Below are 22,815 nucleotides of genomic sequence, written 5' to 3'. Positions count from 1 at the left end.
GATGTCAGTTAATGGTCAATACATGAATTGTCATGTATTTGTGATTTATGCAGTGTTTGGATAAAGCCCGCAGCAAGCGGACAAATTATCAATAAAAACAGGCAAGAGCAGGGAGAGTCTGAGGTCAATTATCGTCATTGATAATAAATAGTGCCTTTCATAAATACATTCACAATCATATATATTTCATTTAGATCAAATGTGGATACTGTTAGTAGAAAACAGGATAAACACAATACCTAAACAGAGAATAAACACATCACCAGAAGGATATTTCACACAATCATAATAATCATGTTATTGACTGGAGGTATCTGAAATGACGGGCAGCTCGTGGCCTCACGGTTATTCTGAATCTAAAAGCGCTGAATCAAGATATACAGATTCAAAATGCTCAGATCCCAAATATGCTGTGTCAAAAATTGAGTCACACCTCAATTCTCCAAAACATTTGCTTTTTTCATCAAATGATCTTGATGAAGTCAAATCTATGGTTGGAAGAGTCATGCAGCCCCACCAGTTGAAGATACTGGGTCACAGCCAAAAACTGAATGCCAGAATGCACTACATTCCACTCGGGGATCTTTCTATAAGCCGGCTGCGTTACAGTGCCAACGTTGAAATCAATCCGGGAGAACTGGACAGCTTCTTTCTTGTCCAGATGCCGCTGGCGGGTTGTGCCTGCATTGAAAGTGGCGAACAACACCTTGATTCAACACCGAATATCGCTTCCGTTCTCAGCCCCAACCAACAGACTTCCATGCGCTGGAGCACGGACAACGACCAGTTTATGGTCAGAATTTCCCGCCCTCTGCTGGAGAGAACCCTTGTCGGGCAATTGGGGCATCCACTGGATCAACCGCTGATATTTGAACTGGGTTTTGAATGGCAACGCTGTCAGGCATGGCGCTGTCTGATGCCTTATCTTCTGGAATGTACCACCCAAGTGCCCGATATTTTGCAACACAAACTGATTACCAGCCAAATCGAGCAATTGCTTTCCGTGACATTGCTATCCACACATCAACATAATTACAGTGAATCTGCGGCAAATCGTCGGTGTACTATTCGTCCACGACATGTACGTAAGGTACAGGAATATTTACAGGCTCATGCCCACGAACCCATTACGGTAGAACAGCTCGCCCAAATAGCCGGAGTCAGCCTGCGCAGCCTCTATTCCGGCTTCAAAGAATTTCTGGACATCAGCCCGATGCAATATTTACGCAACCTGCGTATGGAGCATGTCCGCACGGAACTACTGGCAGGAGAGGCCACCAGCGTTACGGGAATTGCTCTGCGTTGGGGATTCGCCCATATGGGGCGCTTTAGCGCGGAATATAAAGCCCGCTATGGTGAAACACCAAGTGAGAGCCTGAAACGTGAGTGAAAGCAGTAACTGATAATAAAATGACATTCCAACCTGTCACTATCCTCACAAATCATTAACATGAGTTGAATATCCGAACTATACCCAATGGATTTCAAGATGCGTCGCGGCGGCAAGGGAATGAATCCCCGGGAGCATAGATAACTATGTGACCGGGGTGAATGAGCGCAGCCAACAAAGAGGCAACTTGAAAGACGAAGAGTATATCCCTTCAGCCCAGTGTTGGCCTGAAATTAAGCAAGTATTGCCTGTCAATCCCTCTCTATTTAGCTAAGGAAAGTATGAAAAACAATAAAGAAGAAGGCAGTTCTAATATTTGGATAGAAAAAAACAAAAATGGTTATATTTATTATGATCCTAAATTAGATGAATCAAAAATCACAAACGTCCTTATTTCCCAGAATAATTCTTGGGTTAAATACCTTAATGGTGAAATGGAATATAATACAGACTCAGCCGGGTACAGGCCGATATTTAATACCGCCGACAAATAAATTCCACAACAAAACAAAAACCATTAACATTAACATTAACATTAACATAGTAAAAAAACACTGCTGGAAACATTGACTACATATTTAAAAGGATATCAGGTATGAATCTTCAGGCAGGACAAAATATCGTTTTATCTAAAACCTCTCTTCGACTCACTCTCTCTTACCCCGCAACATCTTCTTTTCGTAGTGAAGTAGATGCTTCCGCTTTTCTATTGAATGCCAATGGGAAAGTCAGAGGAGATAGTGACTTCTATTTTTACAATAATCGTACAGCCGCAGATAACAGTCTGATTTTGGAGACATCTCACCAAAGCAGCATTATCACTGTAGACCTGACAAAAATAGCGGCTGATGTGCATAAAATTGCTATCACATTGGTGATCGACGGCCCGGATTCTGTCGCCAATCTTCAACAGTTGAAATTTGAAGCGCAATGTTTTCAGGCACGATGTTCTGAAGCAAAAAATATTGCAGACTTCACCATTTCAACGGCGGGCAGAACGGAAAAAGCCATGATTATGGCAGAGATTTATCGGCATTCCGGCAACTGGAAGCTCCGGGCTCTCGGGCAAGGTTTCAATGGCGGGCTGGAGCCTCTGGCAGTGAATTTTGGTGTGGATGTAGAACCCTCTGCACCTTCAACACCTCCGCCCAGCCCAACTATCAGTCTTGAGAAAAAACTACAGGATAAAGCGCCGCGCCTTGTAAACCTTGCCAAGAATGCCACTGTCAGTCTGAATAAGCATAAGCTGCAATCGGTCAAGGCTCGTGTTGCTTTTGTTCTTGATGCATCAGGATCAATGCATTCTGAATTCAAAAAGGGGCATGTACAGGCGGTTCTGGATCGTATTGCGGTGCTGGCGGTGCAGTTTGATGATGATGGCTCGATGGATGTCTGGGGATTTGCCTCTAAGCACAAGAAATATCAGGACGTCACCCTTGATAACCTTGATGGCTATATTCATACCATACAGACCGCTATAAAAGGTTCCAGATGGGAAATCCTTCCCGGCCTCGGTGGTACAAACAATGAACCGCCAGTTATGGAAGAGGTTATCGACTTCTTTAAAGACAGTGACCTGCCTGTCTATGTCGTGTTTATTACGGATGGTGGGATCAGTAAAACCCGTCAAATTAAGGATGCCATTCGACGTTCAGCGAATTATCCTATTTTTTGGAAATTTGTTGGTTTGGGTGGTTCAAGTTACGGGATACTGAAAGACCTCGATAACTTTACCGATCGTCGTCTGGATAATACCCACTTCTTCGAGATCGACAATTTTGCAACCGTAAAAGAAGATGTGCTGTACGATCTGTTGTTGGAAGAGTTCAGAGATTGGTACGACGCAGCCATTGCCGAACGGATTCTGTAGTGACAGCTATCAGCGCCCCAAATTTTAGGGGCGCCCAGCTTATTTAACCTGAATGCTGTTTAAGCCCTCACTAAGTACTCTTCTTCCGAATAGTTGTACAGAACTTATTATTTCTTATCTGCTGCGATACGATCACGAACGTGTTGAGCACGCGCCTGTGAAGGTGGGTGTGAATCAAACATGCTGGTTTCACCGCTGCCCAGTTTAGCCAGTTTCTCGAAGCTGGTTGCTAAACCTTCAGTTTTGATATTGCGTTTTTTCAGCAGATCATAAGAGGAGTCATCAGCCTGACTTTCCTGATGCTGCGAGAACTGCGAGTTGATCAATTTTTCACCCAACTCTGCAAGCTGAGAATCGCTCAACTGTGCGGCTACACCACCAGCTGATGCCGCTGCGGTACGTGCAGCAACTGCCGCATAAGCAACCTGCATTGCTTTACGGGTGTGGCCCAGTGCAACGTGACCCATTTCATGGCCCAGAACGCCTTCAACTTCATTGTCGTTCATCATGTCCATCAGGCCGCTGTATACACGCACACAACCGTTAGCCATGGCCCATGCGTTCACATCTTTAGTCAGATAAACTTTATAGTTAACCTGTGTACCATTAACTTCGTTACCTAATGCTTTGGCGATTTTGTTCAGACGTTTAGTGTATTGGCTGGATGCCGGTGCAACTTTATTTTGTGCATCCATATCCTTACATGATTGGTCAGATAACTGTTTGACATCAGAATCACTTAGTGTTGCCGCTTGGAATAATTGCATTCCGGATTGAGCCAGCATTCCCTGATCAATATTCTTACAACCTGTCAGAATTACAGCAGAAACCGCTACTGCAACAAGAGCTTTAATTTTCATAATTTTGTTTTTCCTTTGCAATACATGCAACTATAGTATTTTAAGAGCGTTAAAAGACTATGAGTTTTGCTAAAAATAACAATAGGAATAAACGCCAATATTTATGATTATGTGAGTTTGGTAACATTTTTAAAAAAATAATCAAATCATAAGCAGAATAATTTAGTTTAAATTTTTTTAACAAAATGGCTTTTCGTCTATTTAAATGAGTTCTCAAAGCAGCAACACTGACAAAACGAGGATAAACTGAGCAACGTTGGAAAATCGTTGTGGTGACGATAATGTGACATGTGGAAGAGGATCAATATGCTAAACCTAAATTTTCATTAATTGAAGCGTGCCCCATAAGGGGCAGCGCAACCAGAAAGAACCGGATTATCTTTCGCATGAATTTATCCCAGAATTTCATAAAGCCTCGCAATTTCCTTTCTCCATATTTCCTGACTTTTCGGCTTCTGATGCTTCGATTTCCGCGCCAAATCCTCTGCCAGATTTTTCTCTAATATCACAATGCGTTGAAGAATGTCCTCTTCATTCGCTAATACCTCTGGCTCATCATGAGTAATTTCCTTAGACTTAATCTCTTCTTTTTGATAGGGAATCACTTTTTCATTCAGGAACTGATAATATCCATCACTGGACGTGACTTCTTCCAGTTTGCCATTTTTTATCAGCAAAAAGCGGTTGGCAACGTTATCGATAAATGTCCGATCGTGCGAGGTAATTAATATTGTCATCTCATTATTAATTAACTCACTTTCCAATTCCATTTTGCCGAAAATATCCAAGTGGTTGGTGGGTTCGTCGAGAATCAGGAAATTGTGTTTATTTAATTTCAATATCAAAAACATCAGCCTGGAACGTTCGCCACCACTCAATCTGCCCACTAATTTATTAAAATCCGCATATTCAAATCCTGTCGCAATCAATTGTTGTTTACAGGTAATATCATCAATATTCGGTGCATTATTTTTTACCGCATCAAATATCGATTCATTCAATGGGATTTTTTCCAATTCCTGATCGAGATAGCCCATATTACACTGCGGTGAGAAGGTAATATTTTCGGTATCATAAGCCGGATTTTCCAACCCGCCATCATGTACACTTCTCGCCTTTTTATAAGCTTCAACCAGAGAATGAATCAGGGTGGATTTCCCCACGCCGTTATCACCTAACAGCGCGATTCTGTCTCCCGGACGAATATACAAGCCATTGATGGAAAATAACGGATTAAACTCTTCATTTTTTCGATAGCCAATCCACTGTTCCCCAATTTGCAGCATATGTTTGGATTTGATCATATCGGCATCCAGCGATAATCGATAAGTTTCCCCTTCGGTTATTTTCGTTTTGCCTTGTTCAAGTTTTTCAACCCGTTTCTCCATCGATTTGGCTTTTCTGATAAATTTTGGGTTATCGTAAATTTTTCCCCACTGCGCCAAACGCTTTGCACTTTCCTGTATGCGGCGAATATTCTTTTCTTCTGCTTTCAAACGCAAAGCATCCGCTTCATCTCTTTCCTGTAAAGCAGAAAGTGCCTGACTAAACGGCAGGGAAAAAGCAGCTAGCTGTTGATCACGCAAAAAAATCGTCTGGTTAGTAACGTTATCCAAAAAGTTTCGGTCGTGGGAAACAATAATAAAGGCGCTTTTCAGGCTGTTATTAAAGAAGTCCTCAAAGAATTTCAAAGTATTTGAGTCCAAGTGGTTACTGGGTTCGTCAAATAAAATAATATCCGGTTCCACAACCGCACTCATGGCAAACATCAGTTTCGTCTTTTGCCCACCACTGAGATCAGCCACTTTAGTCGTAAAATCAGCATCCTGAAAACCAAAATCATACAGCATGGATACCGCTTTATAGTCACCATATTCATCAACTTGTTTGACTTTTTGAGAAATAGACTCAAGTAAGGTCATTTCAAGTAATGCCTCGTCGATAAACTGAGAAACCATTTCCATCCTCAATCCATTGGCATATTCGATGATCCCCTCATCCGGTTTTTCAGTGTCCGCCAATAGCTTAAGTAAATGCGTTTTTCCCGTACCGTTATAACCAACTAATGCAATCCTGTCGTTCTCTTTGATGGTTATGGAGAGATTGTTAAATAATGGCTTTGCATTAATGCTAAATTTGACCTTATTACAATGAATCAGCGTTGACATTTATTATGTCCCCATCGTAAAAATCTTCATTAATTTTAGAGTGATGCTTTTTCAAGCAAAACTTATATAGTTAAAGGAAAATTAGGTCAAGTTATTATCTGCTAATAGAAAAAATAGTAACGATACTTTAAGTACCTAAGTATGATTATTGGAATTGTTAATTAACGGATAAAAATAAACGCCACTCATATTAATGAGCAGCGTTCTTATTTCTTTCCAGATTATTTTGTCACCCTATATGAATTGATATTTTTAGGGCTGTTGACATTTAGTATTCACTATTTACCCAGTGCGCGAGCATACTTTTATTAATCCTCACCAAACATGCGAGACCAGCCTTGCTGGTCTCGCGAGTAACAATCAGGTTAATTTAACGCCATACTTAAGGTATTAGCCAAAATGGTTTTATTTTCACTATCCTCCATCAGGCTAAAGTGGTCGCCCGGTACAGATGTTAGCCGGAGTGAAGAATCAGGCACGACCTGCTTCCAACCTAACGACGGCTCCATACTCAAGGAAGGTAATAGTTCTTCCGTAACGAAAGGGAGCTGCGGATAAGATTCTGTCGCATAGAACTGGTGGAGCGTTATTGCCAATGCCTGTGGTTCATATTCCTTGACCATTTGCATATAATTTACCATCTGTTCCCAGCGTTTTGCGATCAAGTCAGGACGCAGATTTGCCGGATATAGTTCCAGTTCCTGCGCCGCAGCAATAAATTGCACCAAATTCAGTTTATCAATTCTCTGATGCAATACCGTAATCTCCTCTTCATGTTCCCCGCCCGACTGTTTTGCCAGTTCAACAAGAAAATGAAGCTTTGGTTTAATAACCTGCTGCTTAAAGCAGTGAGGGGCAGGCGTATCAATCAAACCCAGAAAATCGACGGTCTCACCGGCGTTCAAAAGTTGCTGGGCAATGGCATAAGCCAATACACCACCAGAAGAGTAACCGTAGATCCGATATCGGCCTTCCGGTTGAACCGCCTTCATAAAGGTGATCATTTTGGCAGCCAACTCCTCAATAGTCGATATCGGCTCTTCATTGATGGACGGCCAGGGTAAGGCGTAAATCGGATAGTCAGACTGAATATGTTGTGCTAATCCAAAGACATAGGAGTAATCATACATACCGCTGGGCACAAAGAATAGCGGTGGCTCCGTTCCGAAGGGCCGCACAGGTATCGCACTGCTTTGCGGCTGGGACAGTGGATCTAATGTGATTTTTGATACCAGTTCAGCCAGCACAGGGAATTGGAACAGGTCATTCAATGTACACATCAAACCACGGCCTGCGGCAAGGTTTATCATCCGCATAGCAAGCAGCGAGTGTCCACCCAACGCAAAGAAATTGTCATACCGGCCTATTTGCTCAACCTCCAGCAATTCACGCCAGATAGCAGCCAATGCGATCTCAACTTCCCCCTGAGGCGCTTCATAGGCTTGATGAACAAAGGCATTCTGATCAGGTTCCGGCAGCGCCCGACGATCCAGCTTACCGTTAGGGGTCAGCGGAAAGGCGTTCAGACGGACAAAAGCCGCCGGCACCATGTAGTCAGGCAACAGTGCTCTCAGATGGCTATACAAACAGGTAGCCAGTCCAGCTTCCGCTGGTGCCACCACATAAGCCACCAGACGTTTATCCTGACCATCACCCAGAGCCAGTACGATAGCTTCACGCACCGTCGGGTACTCCGTCAGCCGGGCTTCAATCTCTCCCGGTTCAATCCGGAATCCCCGGATTTTAACTTGCTGGTCGTTGCGGCCAATAAATATCAGGTTGCCATCCGGCAAGTAGCGGGCCAAATCCCCGGTGCGGTACATCCGTGCATCCGGTGTCCGACTAAACGGGTCAGTCAGGAAACGTTCAGCGGTCAGATCAGGGCGATTGAGATAGCCACGTGCTACACCGTCACCACCAATATACAGCTCCCCTACCGCTCCCAATGGAACCGGCTGGCCGCAGGCATCCAGCAGATAGACACAGGTGTTGGCTGTCGGACGTCCGATAGGAATTAATGTATCGGTATAATCTGCCGGGCAACGCCAGGTGGTGGCACATACCGTGATTTCTGTCGGGCCATAAGCATTGAACAGCGTGGCCCGTCCATGCAGTGCCTGAATTAGCGCCGCACTAGGCGCTTCTCCGCCCAGTATCAATGTTGGTCTTATGTTTATCTCTGGTAAATCTGCGCCATCCCCCAGCAGAGCTGGTGTCAGGCAGGCATGAGTCACCGCCTGTTCTTCCAGATAATGCCAAAGGCGGAGCGGGTCCTGACGAACCGTATCGGCAGGAATGTCCAGAGTGGCGCCACCGCACAATGCCATCATGATTTCCCAGACACTGGCATCGAAACCAAATGAGGCGAATTGCAGCATCCGGCTGTGGGCATGAATGTCAAACTGGCTGATTTTATCCCGGATAAGGTTGACCAGCCCACGATGTTCAACCATCACCCCTTTCGGTGTACCGGTCGAGCCGGAAGTATAAATCACATAGGCCAGATGCCGTGACGTTAACGCAGGAACCTGCGGATTGTTGTCCGGTTGACTGTTGTCCGGCTGGTCAGGCAGAGTATTCGGGTCAAGTACGGTGAATTTCGCCAGTGCTTCTTCACCCAAAGCAGCACGCCCGGTATTATCCGCCAGTACGATTAACGGGGCGGCATCATTCAGCATATAAGCGAGACGATCACCCGGATAGGCGGGGTCCAGTGGTACGTAGGCGCCACCCGCTTTCAGTACAGCCAATAGCGCCACCACCATCGCTGGCGAACGTGTCACACAAATCGCCACCCGCTGATCCGGCACTACCCCCAGAGAGATAAGCTGATGAGCCAGCCGGTTAGCCTGAACATTCAGTTCCGCATAGCTGAAGATCTGCGCCTGATGTGTCACCGCTGTAGCATCTGGGGTTTTCTCCACCTGTTGTTCAAACAACTGGTGGATGCACACCTGTTCAGAATAGGCTGTTTCAGTCGCATTCCGCGTTTCCAATAACAGCCTACGTTCCGCCGGTGACAAAATATCAATTTCCCTGACAGGTTGTTGTGGGTTAGCCACCATCACTTGCAATACGGTGTGCAGATAACCCACATACCGTTCGATTGTCTGTTGATCAAACAAGGCCGTTGCATAATTCAGACTACCTACAATTCTGCCGTCTTCCTCAAACAGGTTAAGTTCAAGATCAAACTTGACCACATCAAAAAGCTGATCAACCGGCAAAATTTCCAGCGCTGGCAATTTCCACTCTATTTTCTCATTGTTCTGCCAGGCAAACATCACCTGAAACAGCGGCGTATGCGCCAGTCTGCGCGGCGGTTGCACAATTTTCAACACCTGTTCAAACGGCAGATCCTGGTTATCTTGTGCCGCCAACGTCGTTTGCCGCACACGCGCAAGTAATTCCGTCACATCCGGCGTGCCCGATAAGTCGATACGTAAGGCCAATACATTGACAAAGAAACCCACCAGGGATTCAATTTCCTGACGCCCACGGCCGGCACAAGGTGTGCCGATAACCAGATCACTCTGACCTGACAGGCGCGACAGAACCATCGCCCAGGCTGACAGAATGGTGATGAATAACGTTGTCCCCTGCTGCTCACTCAGGCGCTTGAGGGATTTCGTTAACGCCTCATCCAGATTGATGGGCAATGAACTCCCTATAAACGACTGTAGAGGAGGACGTGGCCGATCGGTTGGTAAATCAAGCAGTACCGGTGTACCAGCCAGCATGGTACGCCAATAGTCAGATTGAGACTGTAAGCGTTCAACCGAAAGCCACTGACGCTGCCATGCAGCATAATCAGGATACTGAATCATCAAAGGTGGTAGTGGATCAGGTTGACCTGTCACAAAAGCCGTATAGAGGGCACTTAGCTCTGATTTCAGTATCCCTAAAGACCAGCCATCAAAAATAATATGATGCAAGGTCAGCAGAGATACATACTCATCGTCTGCCAGCTGGATCAAACTGGAGCGGATTAATGGCCCCTGTGCAAGATCAAACGATAGCCCAAACTCCTCCATACACAAACGCTTAAGTTCTCCGTCCGCGTCAGGTGTGCCTCGCAGATCATATTTCTTCATGGTCAAACCGGATTCCGTCGGCAATAGCCCGACCTGGGGTTGACCATCAACCGTCACAAAGACAGAACGCAAGGCTTCGTGGCGAGCAAACAGAGCATTAAGCGCCCGCTGCCAGGCATCGATATCAAACTGACCACGCAAATGCTGTATTACAGGAATATGGTAGGTATCACTCACCCCTTCAAACTGCGAGATGAACCACAGATGATGCTGGCTAAACGACAATGGCAGAGCATTATCGCGGGATACCGGAGTAATCTCAGGCAACCTGTCACTATCCTCATTACATTGTGCGTAGGTACATTGTGCGTAGATCCTCTCCGCAAAAGCAGCCAGAGAGGGTGACATAAACAAGGTAACAAGCGGTAGCTCAGCACCGAAAGCGGCTACCCGGTTCATCACCCGCGCAGCCAACAACGAATGGCCCCCCAACGCGAAGAAGTTATCATGTCGACTAATCTGTTCAACCCCTAACACCTCACGCCAGATAGCCGCTAACGCCGTCTCTATTTCTCCTTGCGGAGCTTCATAAGTCTGACGGGCAAAGTCTTCCTCTCCCGGAGCTGGCAATGCCCGGCGATCCAACTTGCCGTTAGCGGTTAGCGGGAATGCGGTCAAACAGACGAAAGCCGCAGGCACCATATAATCCGGTAACAGAGCACTCAAATGCTCACGCAGGCTCGCTGCCAATCCGTCATCCGATTCTGCTAACACATAAGCGACCAAACGTTTATCCTGCCCATCACCCAATGCTAATACCTGCGCTTCACGTACCGCGGAATGTTCTGTCAGCCTAGCTTCAATTTCCCCGGGTTCAATCCGAAAACCACGGATTTTAATCTGCTGGTCATTACGGCCGACAAATACCAGATTGCCGTCCGGCAGGTAGCGAACCAAATCTCCGGTGCGATACATCCGGGCATCAGTGCCATCACTAAACGGATCAGCCAAGAAACATTCGCTGGTCAGTTCAGAACGATTGAGATAACCACGGGCAACACCGGCCCCCCCAATATACAGCTCACCCACCGCCCCCAAAGGCACTGGCTGGCTGAGGGCATTCAGCAGATAAATCCGGGTGTTGGCCGTCGGACGTCCAATAGGAATGAACCCGCCCTGATAGTCTGATGGACAACGCCAGGCGGTGGCGCAAACGGTGATTTCTGTCGGGCCATAGGCATTGAATACCGTTGCCCGGCCACTCAGTGCCTGAAGCAAGGCCACACTAGGGGCCTCACCGCCCAGTATTAATGTTGGTTTGATCGTTATTGCCGGTAAATCCGCACCATCCCGCAGCAGCGCAGGTGTCAAACAAGCGTGCGTCACCGATTGTTCTTCCAGATAATGCCAGAGACATCCCGGCTCCTGACGAATAGCATTGTCAGGAATAACCAGACTGGCACCACTGCCTAATGCCATCATGATTTCCCAGACACTGGCATCAAAACCAAATGAAGCGAATTGCAACATCCGGCTATGGGAATGAACGGCGAACTGGGCGATTTTATCCTGAATAAGGTTGACCAGCCCGCCATGTTCCACCATCACGCCTTTCGGCGTACCCGTCGAGCCGGAGGTGTAAATCACATAAGCCAGATGACCGGAGGTCAACTCAGCAACGTGTGGATTATTATCTGGTTGAGCGGTGTCCGGCTGATCAGGCGATGAACTCGGATCAAGAACAACATGCTGCGAAAGTATTTGCTCATTTAATACTGAACGTCCGGTATTATCTGCCAACAAAATAGTCGGTGCAGCATCGGTCAAAATATGAATCAGACGCTCACCCGGATAAGCGGGGTCCAGCGGCACGTAGGCACCACCCGCTTTCAATATTGCCAACAGCCCCACTATCCGCGCCGGTGAACTTGCCACGCAAATCGCTACCCGTTGATCCGGCACGACACCCAGCGCGATAAGCTGATGCGCCAGTCGGTTAGCACGGATATTCAATTCCGCATAGCTAATGGATTGGTTTTCATAGACCAGCGCTGTGGCGTCCGGGGCATTCTCCACCTGTTGTTCAAACAGGTGATGAATGCACAGTTGGTCAGGATAGGTTGTTTCAGTCGCATTCCAGGTTTTCAGCAACAATGTACGCTCAGTTTCCGGCAGGATTTCCAACATCTGTACCGGCGTTTCCGGCGCCCGTTCAAGTGCCTCTGCCAGGCTCTCCAAAGCCTGCTGCATGTAACCGCATATCCTTTCCGGATCAAAGGGTTGTACTACCTGAGCCGTCAGCCCCAAATCGGAACCCCCATCCTCTACCGACAACACAAACGGGTAGTTGGTCTGTTCCTGTGCGCCAAGGAATTCAATTCCGCTGATGATTTCATCCGGCGTGACCGGCTGGGTATTATGCCGGTAATTCAACAGTGCATTGAACAGCGGTGTCCCACTGGCTACCCCACTGCAACGTTGAGCCAGCGCCAGTGATGCATGTTCATGCGCTAATAACCCTGCCAATCGGCTATGGGCGGCCTGTACACTCTCCCGCACCGGGGTTTCATCTATATCTAACCGTAACGGCAGAGTATTAATAAACAGCCCCATGCCATTGTCAGCGCCTTCGCCAGCCTGCATACGCCCAAACAGCACCGTGCCAAACACCACTTGCTTCTGATCACTGGTACGCGACAACACCTGTGCCCAGGCCACATGACACAATACCGCCACACTGACGCCCAAACGCCGGGCCTGATTACGCAGACGGTTATTCAATTCAGGCGTCAGCATTCTGTGCGATTCCGCCACCTGCGAGCCGTCATGGTGTACTTCCGTCAATCCGAATGGCAGCGTTGGCTCATCCACCACCGCCAGCATATCGGTAAAGAAACGGGTATGTTCTTCCTGACTGATTCCCAATTGAACCTGAGCGACCAAAGTACGAAAAGGTACTGGCGCAGACAAGCTGTCTCCCTGTCCGGTGAGATACGCCTGCACTTCGCTGTTCATCACTTCCAGCGTGGTATGGTCACCAATCAGGTGATGTAACAGTTGCAGCAGGATCCAGCGTCCATCAGTATCCTGAGCAATAACAAAGCGCAACAATGGTGCCTGACTCAGGTCAATACGATGCTGGCACGGATCAAAGCGTTGGGCCAGTTGGTCACTGATCGATCCGTCAGCCGGATTGAGAGTCAGTTCTGTGATGAATAAGGGAACCTGACGACAAACCACCTGAGCCGGAGCTGATAATCCCTCCCAGATAAAAGCGGTCCGCAGGATATCATGGCGATCAACCACCTGTTGAACCGCGGCCAGATAACGATCCAGCAAAGACCGATCCGCAAAAGCCTGTTGGGTTAACAGAAGATAAGGATCGCCTTCATTTGCCAGCAGATGGTGGAATAAAATGCCATCCTGTAACGGTGACAGAGCATAGATATCCTGAATGTTAGCCAGCCCACCCGGTATCTGATCAACAATACAGTCAATTTCATCCTGAGTGAGGTCAATCAGCGGCAACATCTCCGGTGTTAACACAGACGTATCCGGTGTAATACCGTTATCAGGCACCTTGATCTCACAATGCTGAGACAAAGACTGAGCCAGCACATTCAATGTCGGATGCTGGAATAACGCTTGTACTGAGATGCCTAACCCCATACTCCGTAAACGCTCAATCATCCTTACTGCCAACAGCGAGTGGCCCCCCAGGGCAAAAAAGCTGTCGTGCCGGCTAATCTGCTCAATCTCCAGTAATTCACTCCAGATAGTAGCGAGCAGGTTCTCAATTTCCCCTTGCGGCGCTTCGTAAACCTGGCGGGCAAAAGCATGTTGATCGGGCTCCGGCAACGCTCTGCGATCCAATTTACCATTTGGTGTCAATGGGAATTCATCCAGACGTACAAAAGCTGCCGGAACCATATAATCCGGTAAAATATCACTCAGATATTCACGCAGACTGGCGGCCAGCCCGTTATCCGCTTTTGCCACTATATTATCTGTCACCACATAGGCAACTAAGCGCTTATCCTGACCATCACCCGACGCCAGTACCAACGCTTCACTCACCGCCGGGTATTCGATCAGGCGCGCCTCGATTTCCCCCAGTTCAATCCGAAAACCACGGATTTTCACCTGCTGGTCGTTACGGCCCAGAAATTCCAGATTGCCGTCCGGCAGATAGCGGGCCAAATCGCCGGTTCGATACATGCGCGCATCCGGTTGGTCACTAAAGGGATCAACCAGGAAGCGTTCAGCAGTGAGTTCAGGGCGATTAAGATAACCACAGGCAATGCCGTCTCCACCGATATAAATCTCACCGGTCGCCCCCAGTGGCACAGGCTGACCATAAGCGTTCAACAAATAGAGGCGTGTGTTAGCGATTGGCCGGCCAATGGGAAGCTGTTTCGTCCCTACTGGCAACTCAGTGATACGGTATGTCGTGGTAAAAGTCGTTCCCTCACTCGGCCCATAGCCATTCAGTAACTGCTGAGGCGGGCTATTACGCAGGACCTGAGCAACCACATGCGGATTAAGCACATCCCCTCCGACAATCAAGATATTGATCTGTGGAAGAACCGGAGACAACTCCGCTGCTAATCGGTTAAACAACCCAACCGTCAGCCATAGGACAGTAATCCGATGAGTCTGTAAAACCGGTATAAACGCCTGAGGTGTCAACAAAGTAGCGTGGTCAATGATCACCAGCGCACCACCGTTGAGCAAAGGCGTCCAGACTTCGAAAGTACTCGCGTCGAAAGCCGGGTTAGCAGTAAAGGCAACCCGGTCATCCTGTCCGGTTTCAGCATAACCATTATTGATAACCAACCGAACCACCGCACGGTGAGGTACTACCACTCCTTTTGGTGTGCCAGTAGAGCCAGAGGTATACATGATATACGCAGATCCGGTACTGGAAGCGGGTAAGTCAGGATTGAAGTAATCTTCTTCCCTGGTGGGGCTTATCTCACCAGAGAAACGCAATAACGGAACAGCCAGAAGACCAGCCGGAATATCAGCCCACATATCGGTGAGTAGCAATTTAGCTGAACAATCTTTTATCAACCAATTCTTCCGTTCGTCCGGTACACCAGGGTCAATCGGAACATAAACAGCACCCGCCTTGAGAATAGCTAACTGAGCCACGACCAACTCAATGGAACGCTCTAACAAGATCGCAACATGCTCACCCGGATAAATTCCACGCTCAATTAACTGACGAGCCAGCCGGTTAGCACGGATATTCAGCTCCGTATAACTGAGGGTTTGATCTCCCGCTATCAGCGCGGTAGCGCCTGGTGTTTTCTCTACCTGTTGTTCAAACAACTGATGAATACAGGCATGGTCAGGATATGGGGTTTCTGTGGCATTCCAGGTTTCCAGCAACAACTGGCGCTCTACTGGTGCCAGAATATTCATTTCCCCGACCGGCTGCTGAATGTCAGCGACCATCGCTTGCAGTATTGTGTGCAAATATCCAACATGTCGTTCGATTGTCGATTGATCAAACAGGGCGGTTGAATAACCGAGATAACCGACAATCCGGTCTTCCTCTTCAAACAAGTTAAGTTCCAGATCAAACTTAACGACATCAAAGGCTTGATCGACCGGTGAAATTGTCAGCCCCGGCAATCTCCATTCCACAATCTCATTGCTCTGCCAGGCAAACATCACCTGAAACAACGGGGTATGCGCCAGCCTACGCGGTGGTTGTACAATTTCTACCACTTGTTCAAACGGTAAATCTTGATGCTCCTGTGCCGCCAGCGCGGTTTGCCGCACACGCGCCAGCAACTCCGTCACATTAGGTTCACCCGATAAGTCGATACGCAACGCCAAAGTATTAACAAAGAAACCAATCAAGGATTCCACTTCCTGACGGCTGCGACCAGCACTGGGTGTACCGATAACCAAATCATCCTGACCGGATAAACGAGACAAGACTATTGACCAGGCTGATAGCAAGGTCATAAATAACGTGACCCCCTGTTGTTCACTCAGACGCTTAAGGGATGCCGTTAACTCTGCGTCCAGATTGATAGGCCACAGGTTCCCGGCAAACAGCTGTTCAGGCGGACGTGGTCGATCAGTTGGCAAATCCAGCAAGACTGGCGCGTCAGCCAACGCCATTCGCCAATAATCGGATTGAATCTGAACCCTCTCTGCCGACAGCCACTGACGCTGCCATGCAGCATAATCAGGGTATTGGATCACCAACGGCGGCAACGGATCAGGCTGTTGGTTTAGACAGGCCGAATAAAATGCATTCAGTTCTGATTTCAATATCCCTAAAGACCAGCCATCGGACACAATATGGTGTTGGGTCAGCAGGAAGATATACTCATCGTCAGTCAGTTGTATCAGAACAGAACGAATTAAGGGACCGCAGGCAAGATTAAACGGCATTTTAGCTTCCTGCTCGCACAAACGCTTAAGCCGCTCATCCACCTCCGGAGCTTTACGCAGATCGTATTTTTTCATCGGCAGACCAAAGTCCGCCAGCAGGAGTTCAACCTGAGGCTGCTCATTGACTGTGATAAAAACGGAACGTAATGCTTCATGGCGGGCAAACAGGTGATTCAGCGCCTGCTGCCAGGCATGAATATCAAGCTGGCCCCGTAAACGCAGTGCCAACGGAATATGATAGGTATCACTAACCCCCTCAAACTGCGCCAGGAACCACAGACGCTGTTGCGCAAATGACAGGGGTAGTGCTCCGTCATGAGGTGTCGGTGTGATGACGGGCAATGCCCCATTCTGTTCATTGAGATGCTCATCAACCACCTTAGCAAAGGCCAGCAAAGCAGGCGCTTTAAACAATGTGGTCAGCGGCAGTTCGGCACCTAAAGCCGCGACACGGTTCATCACCCGCATCGCCAACAACGAATGACCACCCAGAGCAAAGAAATTGTCATACCGACTGATTTGCTCAACATCCAACAACTCGCGCCAGATAGCCGCCAAGGCCATTTCAGTTTTCCCTTGCGGCACTTCATAGACCTGACGGGCTAAGTTTTCCTCTCCCGGCACCGGCAATGCCCGACGATCCAGTTTACCATTCGGCGTCAACGGGAATTCATCCAGACGTACAAAAGCCGCCGGCACCATATAATCAGGCAAGATTGCGCTTAAGTGGGCACGCAGGTTGTTGATTAATCCATCATCTGCTTGCGCTACTATATAGGCGACCAGCCGTTTGTCCTGCCCGTCACCCAGCACCAGCACCGCAGCCCCACGTACCGCAGGGTACTCCTTCAACCGAGTTTCAATTTCCCCCGGCTCAATCCGAAAACCACGGATTTTGACCTGCTGATCATTACGGCCAAAGAATTCCAGATTGCCATCCGGCAGATAGCGGGCCAAATCTCCGGTTCGGTACATGCGCGCATCCGGCTGATCACTAAAAGGATCAAGCAGGAAGCGTTCAGCGGTGAGTTCAGGGCGATTAAGATAACCACAGGCCACACCGTCTCCACCAATATAAATTTCACCGATCGCCCCCAGTGGCACGGGTTCGCCATAAGCGTTCAACAAATAGAGGCGTGTGTTAGCGATTGGCCGACCAATGGGAAGCTTTGTCGTCCCTACCGGCATTTCAGTGATACGGTATGTCGTGGTAAACGTCGTTCCCTCACTCGGCCCATAGCCATTCAATAACTGCTGAGGCGGGCTATTACGCAGGACCTGAGCGATCACATGCGGATTAAGCACATCCCCTCCGACAATCAAGATATTGATCTGTGGGAGAACCGGAGACAACTCCGCTGCCAGTCGGTTAAACAACCCAACCGTCAGCCACAAAACCGTAATCCGATGAACCTGTAAAGCCTGTACAAACGCCTGTGGGGTCAACAAGGTAGTGTGGTCGATGACCACCAGCGCGCCACCGTTGAGCAAAGGGGTCCAGACTTCGAAGGTACTCGCGTCGAAAGCCGGATTAGCGGTAAAGGCAATTCGGTCATCCTGTCCGGTTTCAGCATAACCATTATTGATAACCAACCGAACCACCGCACGATGAGGCACTACCACGCCTTTTGGTGTACCGGTAGAGCCAGAGGTATACATGATATACGCTGATCCGGTACTGGAAGCGGGTAAGTCAGGATTGAGGCGATCTTCTTCCCTGATGGTGCTCATCTCGCCAGAGAGACGAAATAACGGAATAGCCAGAAGATCAGCCGGAATATCAGCCCGCATATCGGTGAGCAGCAATTTAGCTGAACAATCTTTTATCAACCAGTTCTTCCGCTCGTCCGGTACGCCAGGATCAATCGGAACATAAACAGCACCCGCCTTGAGAATAGCTAACTGAGCCACGACCAGCTCAATGGATCGCTCTAACAAGATCGCAACATGCTCACCCGGATAAACCCCTTGCTCAATTAACTGACGAGCCAGCCGGTTAGCACGGATATTCAGCTCCGTATAACTGAGGGTTTGATCTCCCGCTATCAGCGCGGTAGCAACCGGCGTTTTCTCTGCCTGCTGTTCAAACAACTGATGAATACATAACTGCTCAGGATACGGTGTTTCCGTCGCGTTCCAGGTTTCCAGCAATAACGCACGTTCCGTTTCAGGTAAAATATTCAGATCCCGTACCGGTGTTTCTGGTGCCTGCTCCAGCGCTTCTGCCAGACTGGTCAGCGCCTGCTGCATATAACCACATACCCGATCCGGCTCAAACGGCTGTACTACCTGCGCAGTCAGCCCCAGAGTAGAACCCCCGTCCTCTACCGACAGCACCAACGGATAGTTAGTCCGCTCCTGTTCACCCAGGAATTCGATACCCGGTACAACCTGATGTGGGATCAGCGGCTGCTCATTATGCCGGTAGTTCAACAGGGCACTAAACAGTGGCGTGCCACCCGCTACCCCACTGCAACGTTGGGCCTGCGCCAGTGAAGTATGCTCATAATCCAGCAAGCCGGCCAGCCGGGACTGTGCCAGCCGAACACTGTCCTGCACCGGTGTATCATCCATATCCAGTCGCAGCGGCAAGGTATTGATAAACAGCCCCATGCCGCTGTCAACCCCTTCCCCCGCCGCCATGCGCCCGAACAGCACAGTACCAAACACCACTTTATTCTGCCCGCTGGCCCGTGACAGCACCTGCGCCCAGGCCAGATGACACAATGTTGCCACACTGACACCCAGACGTTTTGCCTGCTGACGAAGGCGGTTGTTTAACTCCGGTGATAACATCCGGTGCGATTGTGTGACCTGCGAACCATCACGATGCACCTCGGTCAGGCCAAACGGCAATGTTGGCTCATCCACGTCAGCCAGCATGTCGGTAAAGAAACGGGTATGCTCTGCCTGATTGACATTCAACCGGGCCTGCGCCACCAGATTGCGGAAAGGCATCGGTACAGGCAGGTTGTCATTCTGTCCGGCAAGACAGGCCTGTACTTCGCGGTGCATCACTTCCATTGTCGTATGGTCGCCAATCAGGTGATGCTGTAATTGCAGCACATGCCAGCGGCCATCAGTTTCCTGCGCCACGGCTTCTTGTGCTACTACAAAACGCAACAATGGGGCCTGACTCAGATCAAAACGATACTGGCGTGGGTCAAAACGGTGAGCCAATTGCTCACCCGCTGGCCCGTCAGCCGGATCCAAAGTCAGTTCAGTGATCGATAAAGGCGCTTGACGACAAACCACCTGCGCCGGTGCAGATAATCCCTGCCAGATAAATGCGGTTCGCAGGATATCATGGCGATTAACCACCTGTTGCACTGCCGCCAGATAGCGATCCAGCAGCGCACGGTCAGCAAAAATCATCGGATAGGCCAGCAGATAGGGGTCACCTTCCTTCGCCAGCAGATGATGGAACAAGATACCGTCCTGCAACGGTGACAGCGCATAGATATCCTGAATATTAGCGATCCCACCCGGCACTTGTTCAACAATGTGATCAATCTCAGACTGGGTCAGATCAATCAGCGGCAACATTGCCGGTGTCAGCACGGTAGTTGCTGGAGTAATGACATTCGGCGGCACCACGACGGCCTGATGTTGTTCCAGTGTCCGGGCCAGTTCTGACAGCGTCGGGCACTGGAACAGGTTACGGGCGGCCAGTGTCAATCCCAGACTGTGCAGGCGTTCAATCATCCGTACGCCGAGCAAAGAGTGGCCGCCCAGCGCAAAGAAACTGTCATGTCGGCTAATTTGCTCAATACTCAGTAATTCGCGCCAAAGGGTCGCCAGCACAATCTCTTTCTCTCCTAGCGGCGCTTCATAAACCTGACGGGCGAAGGCGTCCTCCCTCGGTGCCGGCAACGCCCGGCGATCCAATTTACCATTCGGCGTCAATGGGAATTCATCCAGACGCACAAAAGCCACCGGTACCATATAATCCGGCAACCGTTCACTCAGGTGTTCACGCAGGCGAGCGGCCAATCCGTCATTCTCTTGGGTCAGTACATAGGCAACCAGTTGTTTATCCTGTCCCTCCCCTAACGCCAGCACCACCGCTTCACGTATCGCCGGATATTCCACCAGTCGAGCCTCAATTTCCTCCGGTTCAATCCGGAAACCGCGGATTTTTACCTGCTGGTCGTTACGGCCCAGAAATTCCAGATTACCGTCCGGCAGATAGCGGGCCAAATCTCCGCTCCGGTACATACGCGCATTCGGTTTATCGCTAAATGGATCGGTGAGAAAGCGTTCAGCGGTCAGTTCAGGTTGGTTAAGATAACCGCAGGCCACGCCGTCACCCCCGATATAAATCTCACCGGTCATCCCCAATGGCACCGGCTGACCATCAGTATCCAGCAAATAAATCCGGGTGTTGGCAATAGGCCGACCAATAGGAATAGAAGTCGTATCCGATGTTAATCCGTGAATGTGGTAAGTCGTGGTAAACGTGGTTCCCTCACTCGGACCGTAGGCGTTCAATAACTTTTTGGGTGGGTTTTTACGCAGCACTTGAGCAATGATATGCGGATCGAGGACATCTCCCCCGACCAGCAGCATGTTAAGTTGAGGCAGCACTGGGGATAGCGCCTCCGCCAGCCGGTTAAACAGCCCGACACTCATCCACAGGACCGTAATACGATGCGCCTGTAACGCCCGGACAAAATCCTGCGGTGTCAGCAACGTGGTATGATCAATAACCACCAGCGCAGCACCGTTGAGCAACGGCGCCCAGACTTCAAAGGTGCTGGCATCGAAAGCCGGATTCGCGGCGAAAGCAATCCGGTCACTGGGTTCAATGTCAGCATAGCCATTATTGATAACTAACCGGACGACAGCACGATGGGGCACGATAACCCCTTTTGGGATACCTGTCGAACCGGAGGTGTACATGATATACGCCGGCGCTGTACTGGCTCCCAATAAATCAGGATTGCGATGTTCTTCTGCCCGGATCGGTTCTGTCTCGCCGGTAAAACGGAACCGCGGGATACCCCATTCAGCCGGGATCTCCGTCTGCATATCCGTCAGCAGTAATTTGGCGGCACTATCGTTTATCAGCCAGTTTTTCCGTTCATCCGGTACGTTGGGATCGACAGGGACATAAACCGCACCAGCCTTAAGGATAGCTAATTGAGCCACCACCAGTTCAATTGAGCGTTCTAGCAGAATCGCTACATGGTCACCCGGGCAAATCCCCTGTTCAATCAGTTGACAAGCCAGCAAGTTGGCTCGGGCGTTCAGTTCCGCATAGCTCAGGGTCTGGGTCTCATCGATTAACGCGGTGGCAGTTGGGGTTTTCTCTGCCTGTTGTTCAAACAACTGATGAATACCTATATGGTCAGGATATGGGGTTTCCGTGGCGTTCCATGTTTCCAGCAACCCTACTCTAAGGGGATTTTCCTTGCCGGTAATACTATCTTTCATCTGCTTACTACCTCAACGAATCTATTGGATATTTGAAAACGGTTATTTCCAGCAACCATCACAAATGTTTTTCTTTTACGTTTCGGAGAAATAACAAAGGGCCTATCGAGCATCGAAAGATACTCAGGCAATATTTTCTCTCAGGCGCTGGATGTCATAGACCGGCTAATAACTGCATACCCCAAAATGGGGTGACAATAATTTCCGGACAGAGGAATAAATGGTTTATTTGATAAACCGGAAGAAGTTATTCCATTTTTTATTAATCGACGCTGAATTACATAACTAAATAGAAATAGATCTATTAATTATATCTACTGGTATGAGCACTAAGTCCCTGCTGTATTTTTCCCATTTAGCATTAATATTTGATTTAAATTTAGAGAGTGAATAATGTTTTTAGTCGTTAAACGGAGCAATGTAATCTGATGTGGGTTTTCCTTTAAAAACGTTGTCGGCTTATCCATTTGCTGCTGAATCCAGAGCTTGGCTTGTTCTGCGGTTTCAGATTGCAGGGCTACAGTTACCCTTGCAATATTTCAGCATTCCCCTTCACAAAAAAAATTAATATTTATCAGTAACAATTAATCAACAACCCTCTGTTGCTGGTGGGGTTTTATTCTATATAGGTATTTATTCTTGC

At 48.7% G+C, this 22,815-nt stretch carries 6 protein-coding genes and 1 pseudogene; 3 read left to right on the top strand and 4 right to left on the bottom strand.

Features of this window, described 5'->3' with window-relative positions; genetic code table 11:
• Window positions 1-412: 412 nt before the first annotated feature.
• From AB204_RS17305 to AB204_RS17295, 3 genes are all read left to right on the top strand, one after another.
• Window positions 413-1,390 (top strand): AraC family transcriptional regulator, encoded by a 978-nt coding sequence (locus AB204_RS17305; RefSeq protein ID WP_047964635.1) that lies wholly within the window; start codon window positions 413-415, stop codon window positions 1,388-1,390.
• A gap of 281 nt (window positions 1,391-1,671) precedes the next feature.
• Window positions 1,672-1,884, top strand: coding sequence for a hypothetical protein (locus tag AB204_RS17300; RefSeq protein WP_047964627.1), 213 nt, complete (start codon window positions 1,672-1,674; stop codon window positions 1,882-1,884).
• Between the two features lie 101 nt (window positions 1,885-1,985).
• Window positions 1,986-3,260 carry a VWA domain-containing protein gene (locus tag AB204_RS17295; protein WP_047964626.1) on the top strand — a complete coding sequence of 425 codons (1,275 nt, stop codon included), beginning with the start codon at window positions 1,986-1,988 and terminating at the stop codon, window positions 3,258-3,260.
• Between the two features lie 107 nt (window positions 3,261-3,367).
• Here AB204_RS17295 and loiP read toward each other — a convergent pair whose 3' ends face one another.
• From loiP to AB204_RS17280, 4 genes and pseudogenes are all read right to left on the bottom strand, one after another.
• Window positions 3,368-4,120 carry a metalloprotease LoiP gene (gene loiP / locus AB204_RS17290; protein WP_047964625.1) on the bottom strand — a complete coding sequence of 251 codons (753 nt, stop codon included), beginning with the start codon at window positions 4,118-4,120 and terminating at the stop codon, window positions 3,368-3,370.
• Window positions 4,121-4,340: 220 nt separating this feature from the next.
• Window positions 4,341-4,431 (bottom strand): annotated as a pseudogene (locus AB204_RS24160) (IS982 family transposase); the annotation flags it as partial.
• A gap of 81 nt (window positions 4,432-4,512) precedes the next feature.
• The gene (locus AB204_RS17285; RefSeq protein WP_047964624.1) at window positions 4,513-6,288 is read right to left on the bottom strand and encodes an ABC-F family ATP-binding cassette domain-containing protein; all 1,776 of its coding nucleotides are present in this window, start codon (window positions 6,286-6,288) and stop codon (window positions 4,513-4,515) included.
• Window positions 6,289-6,653: 365 nt separating this feature from the next.
• Window positions 6,654-22,172: a non-ribosomal peptide synthetase gene (locus AB204_RS17280; protein ID WP_047964623.1), complete on the bottom strand. Its 15,519-nt coding sequence runs from the start codon at window positions 22,170-22,172 to the stop codon at window positions 6,654-6,656.
• Between the last annotated feature and the right edge of the window lie 643 nt (window positions 22,173-22,815).

Origin of the sequence: Xenorhabdus khoisanae (assembly GCF_001037465.1) — a bacterium.
Taxonomy (GTDB): domain Bacteria; phylum Pseudomonadota; class Gammaproteobacteria; order Enterobacterales; family Enterobacteriaceae; genus Xenorhabdus; species Xenorhabdus khoisanae.
Note: the sequence above shows the minus strand (reverse complement) of the source record. Positions and strands in the feature narration are given on the sequence as shown.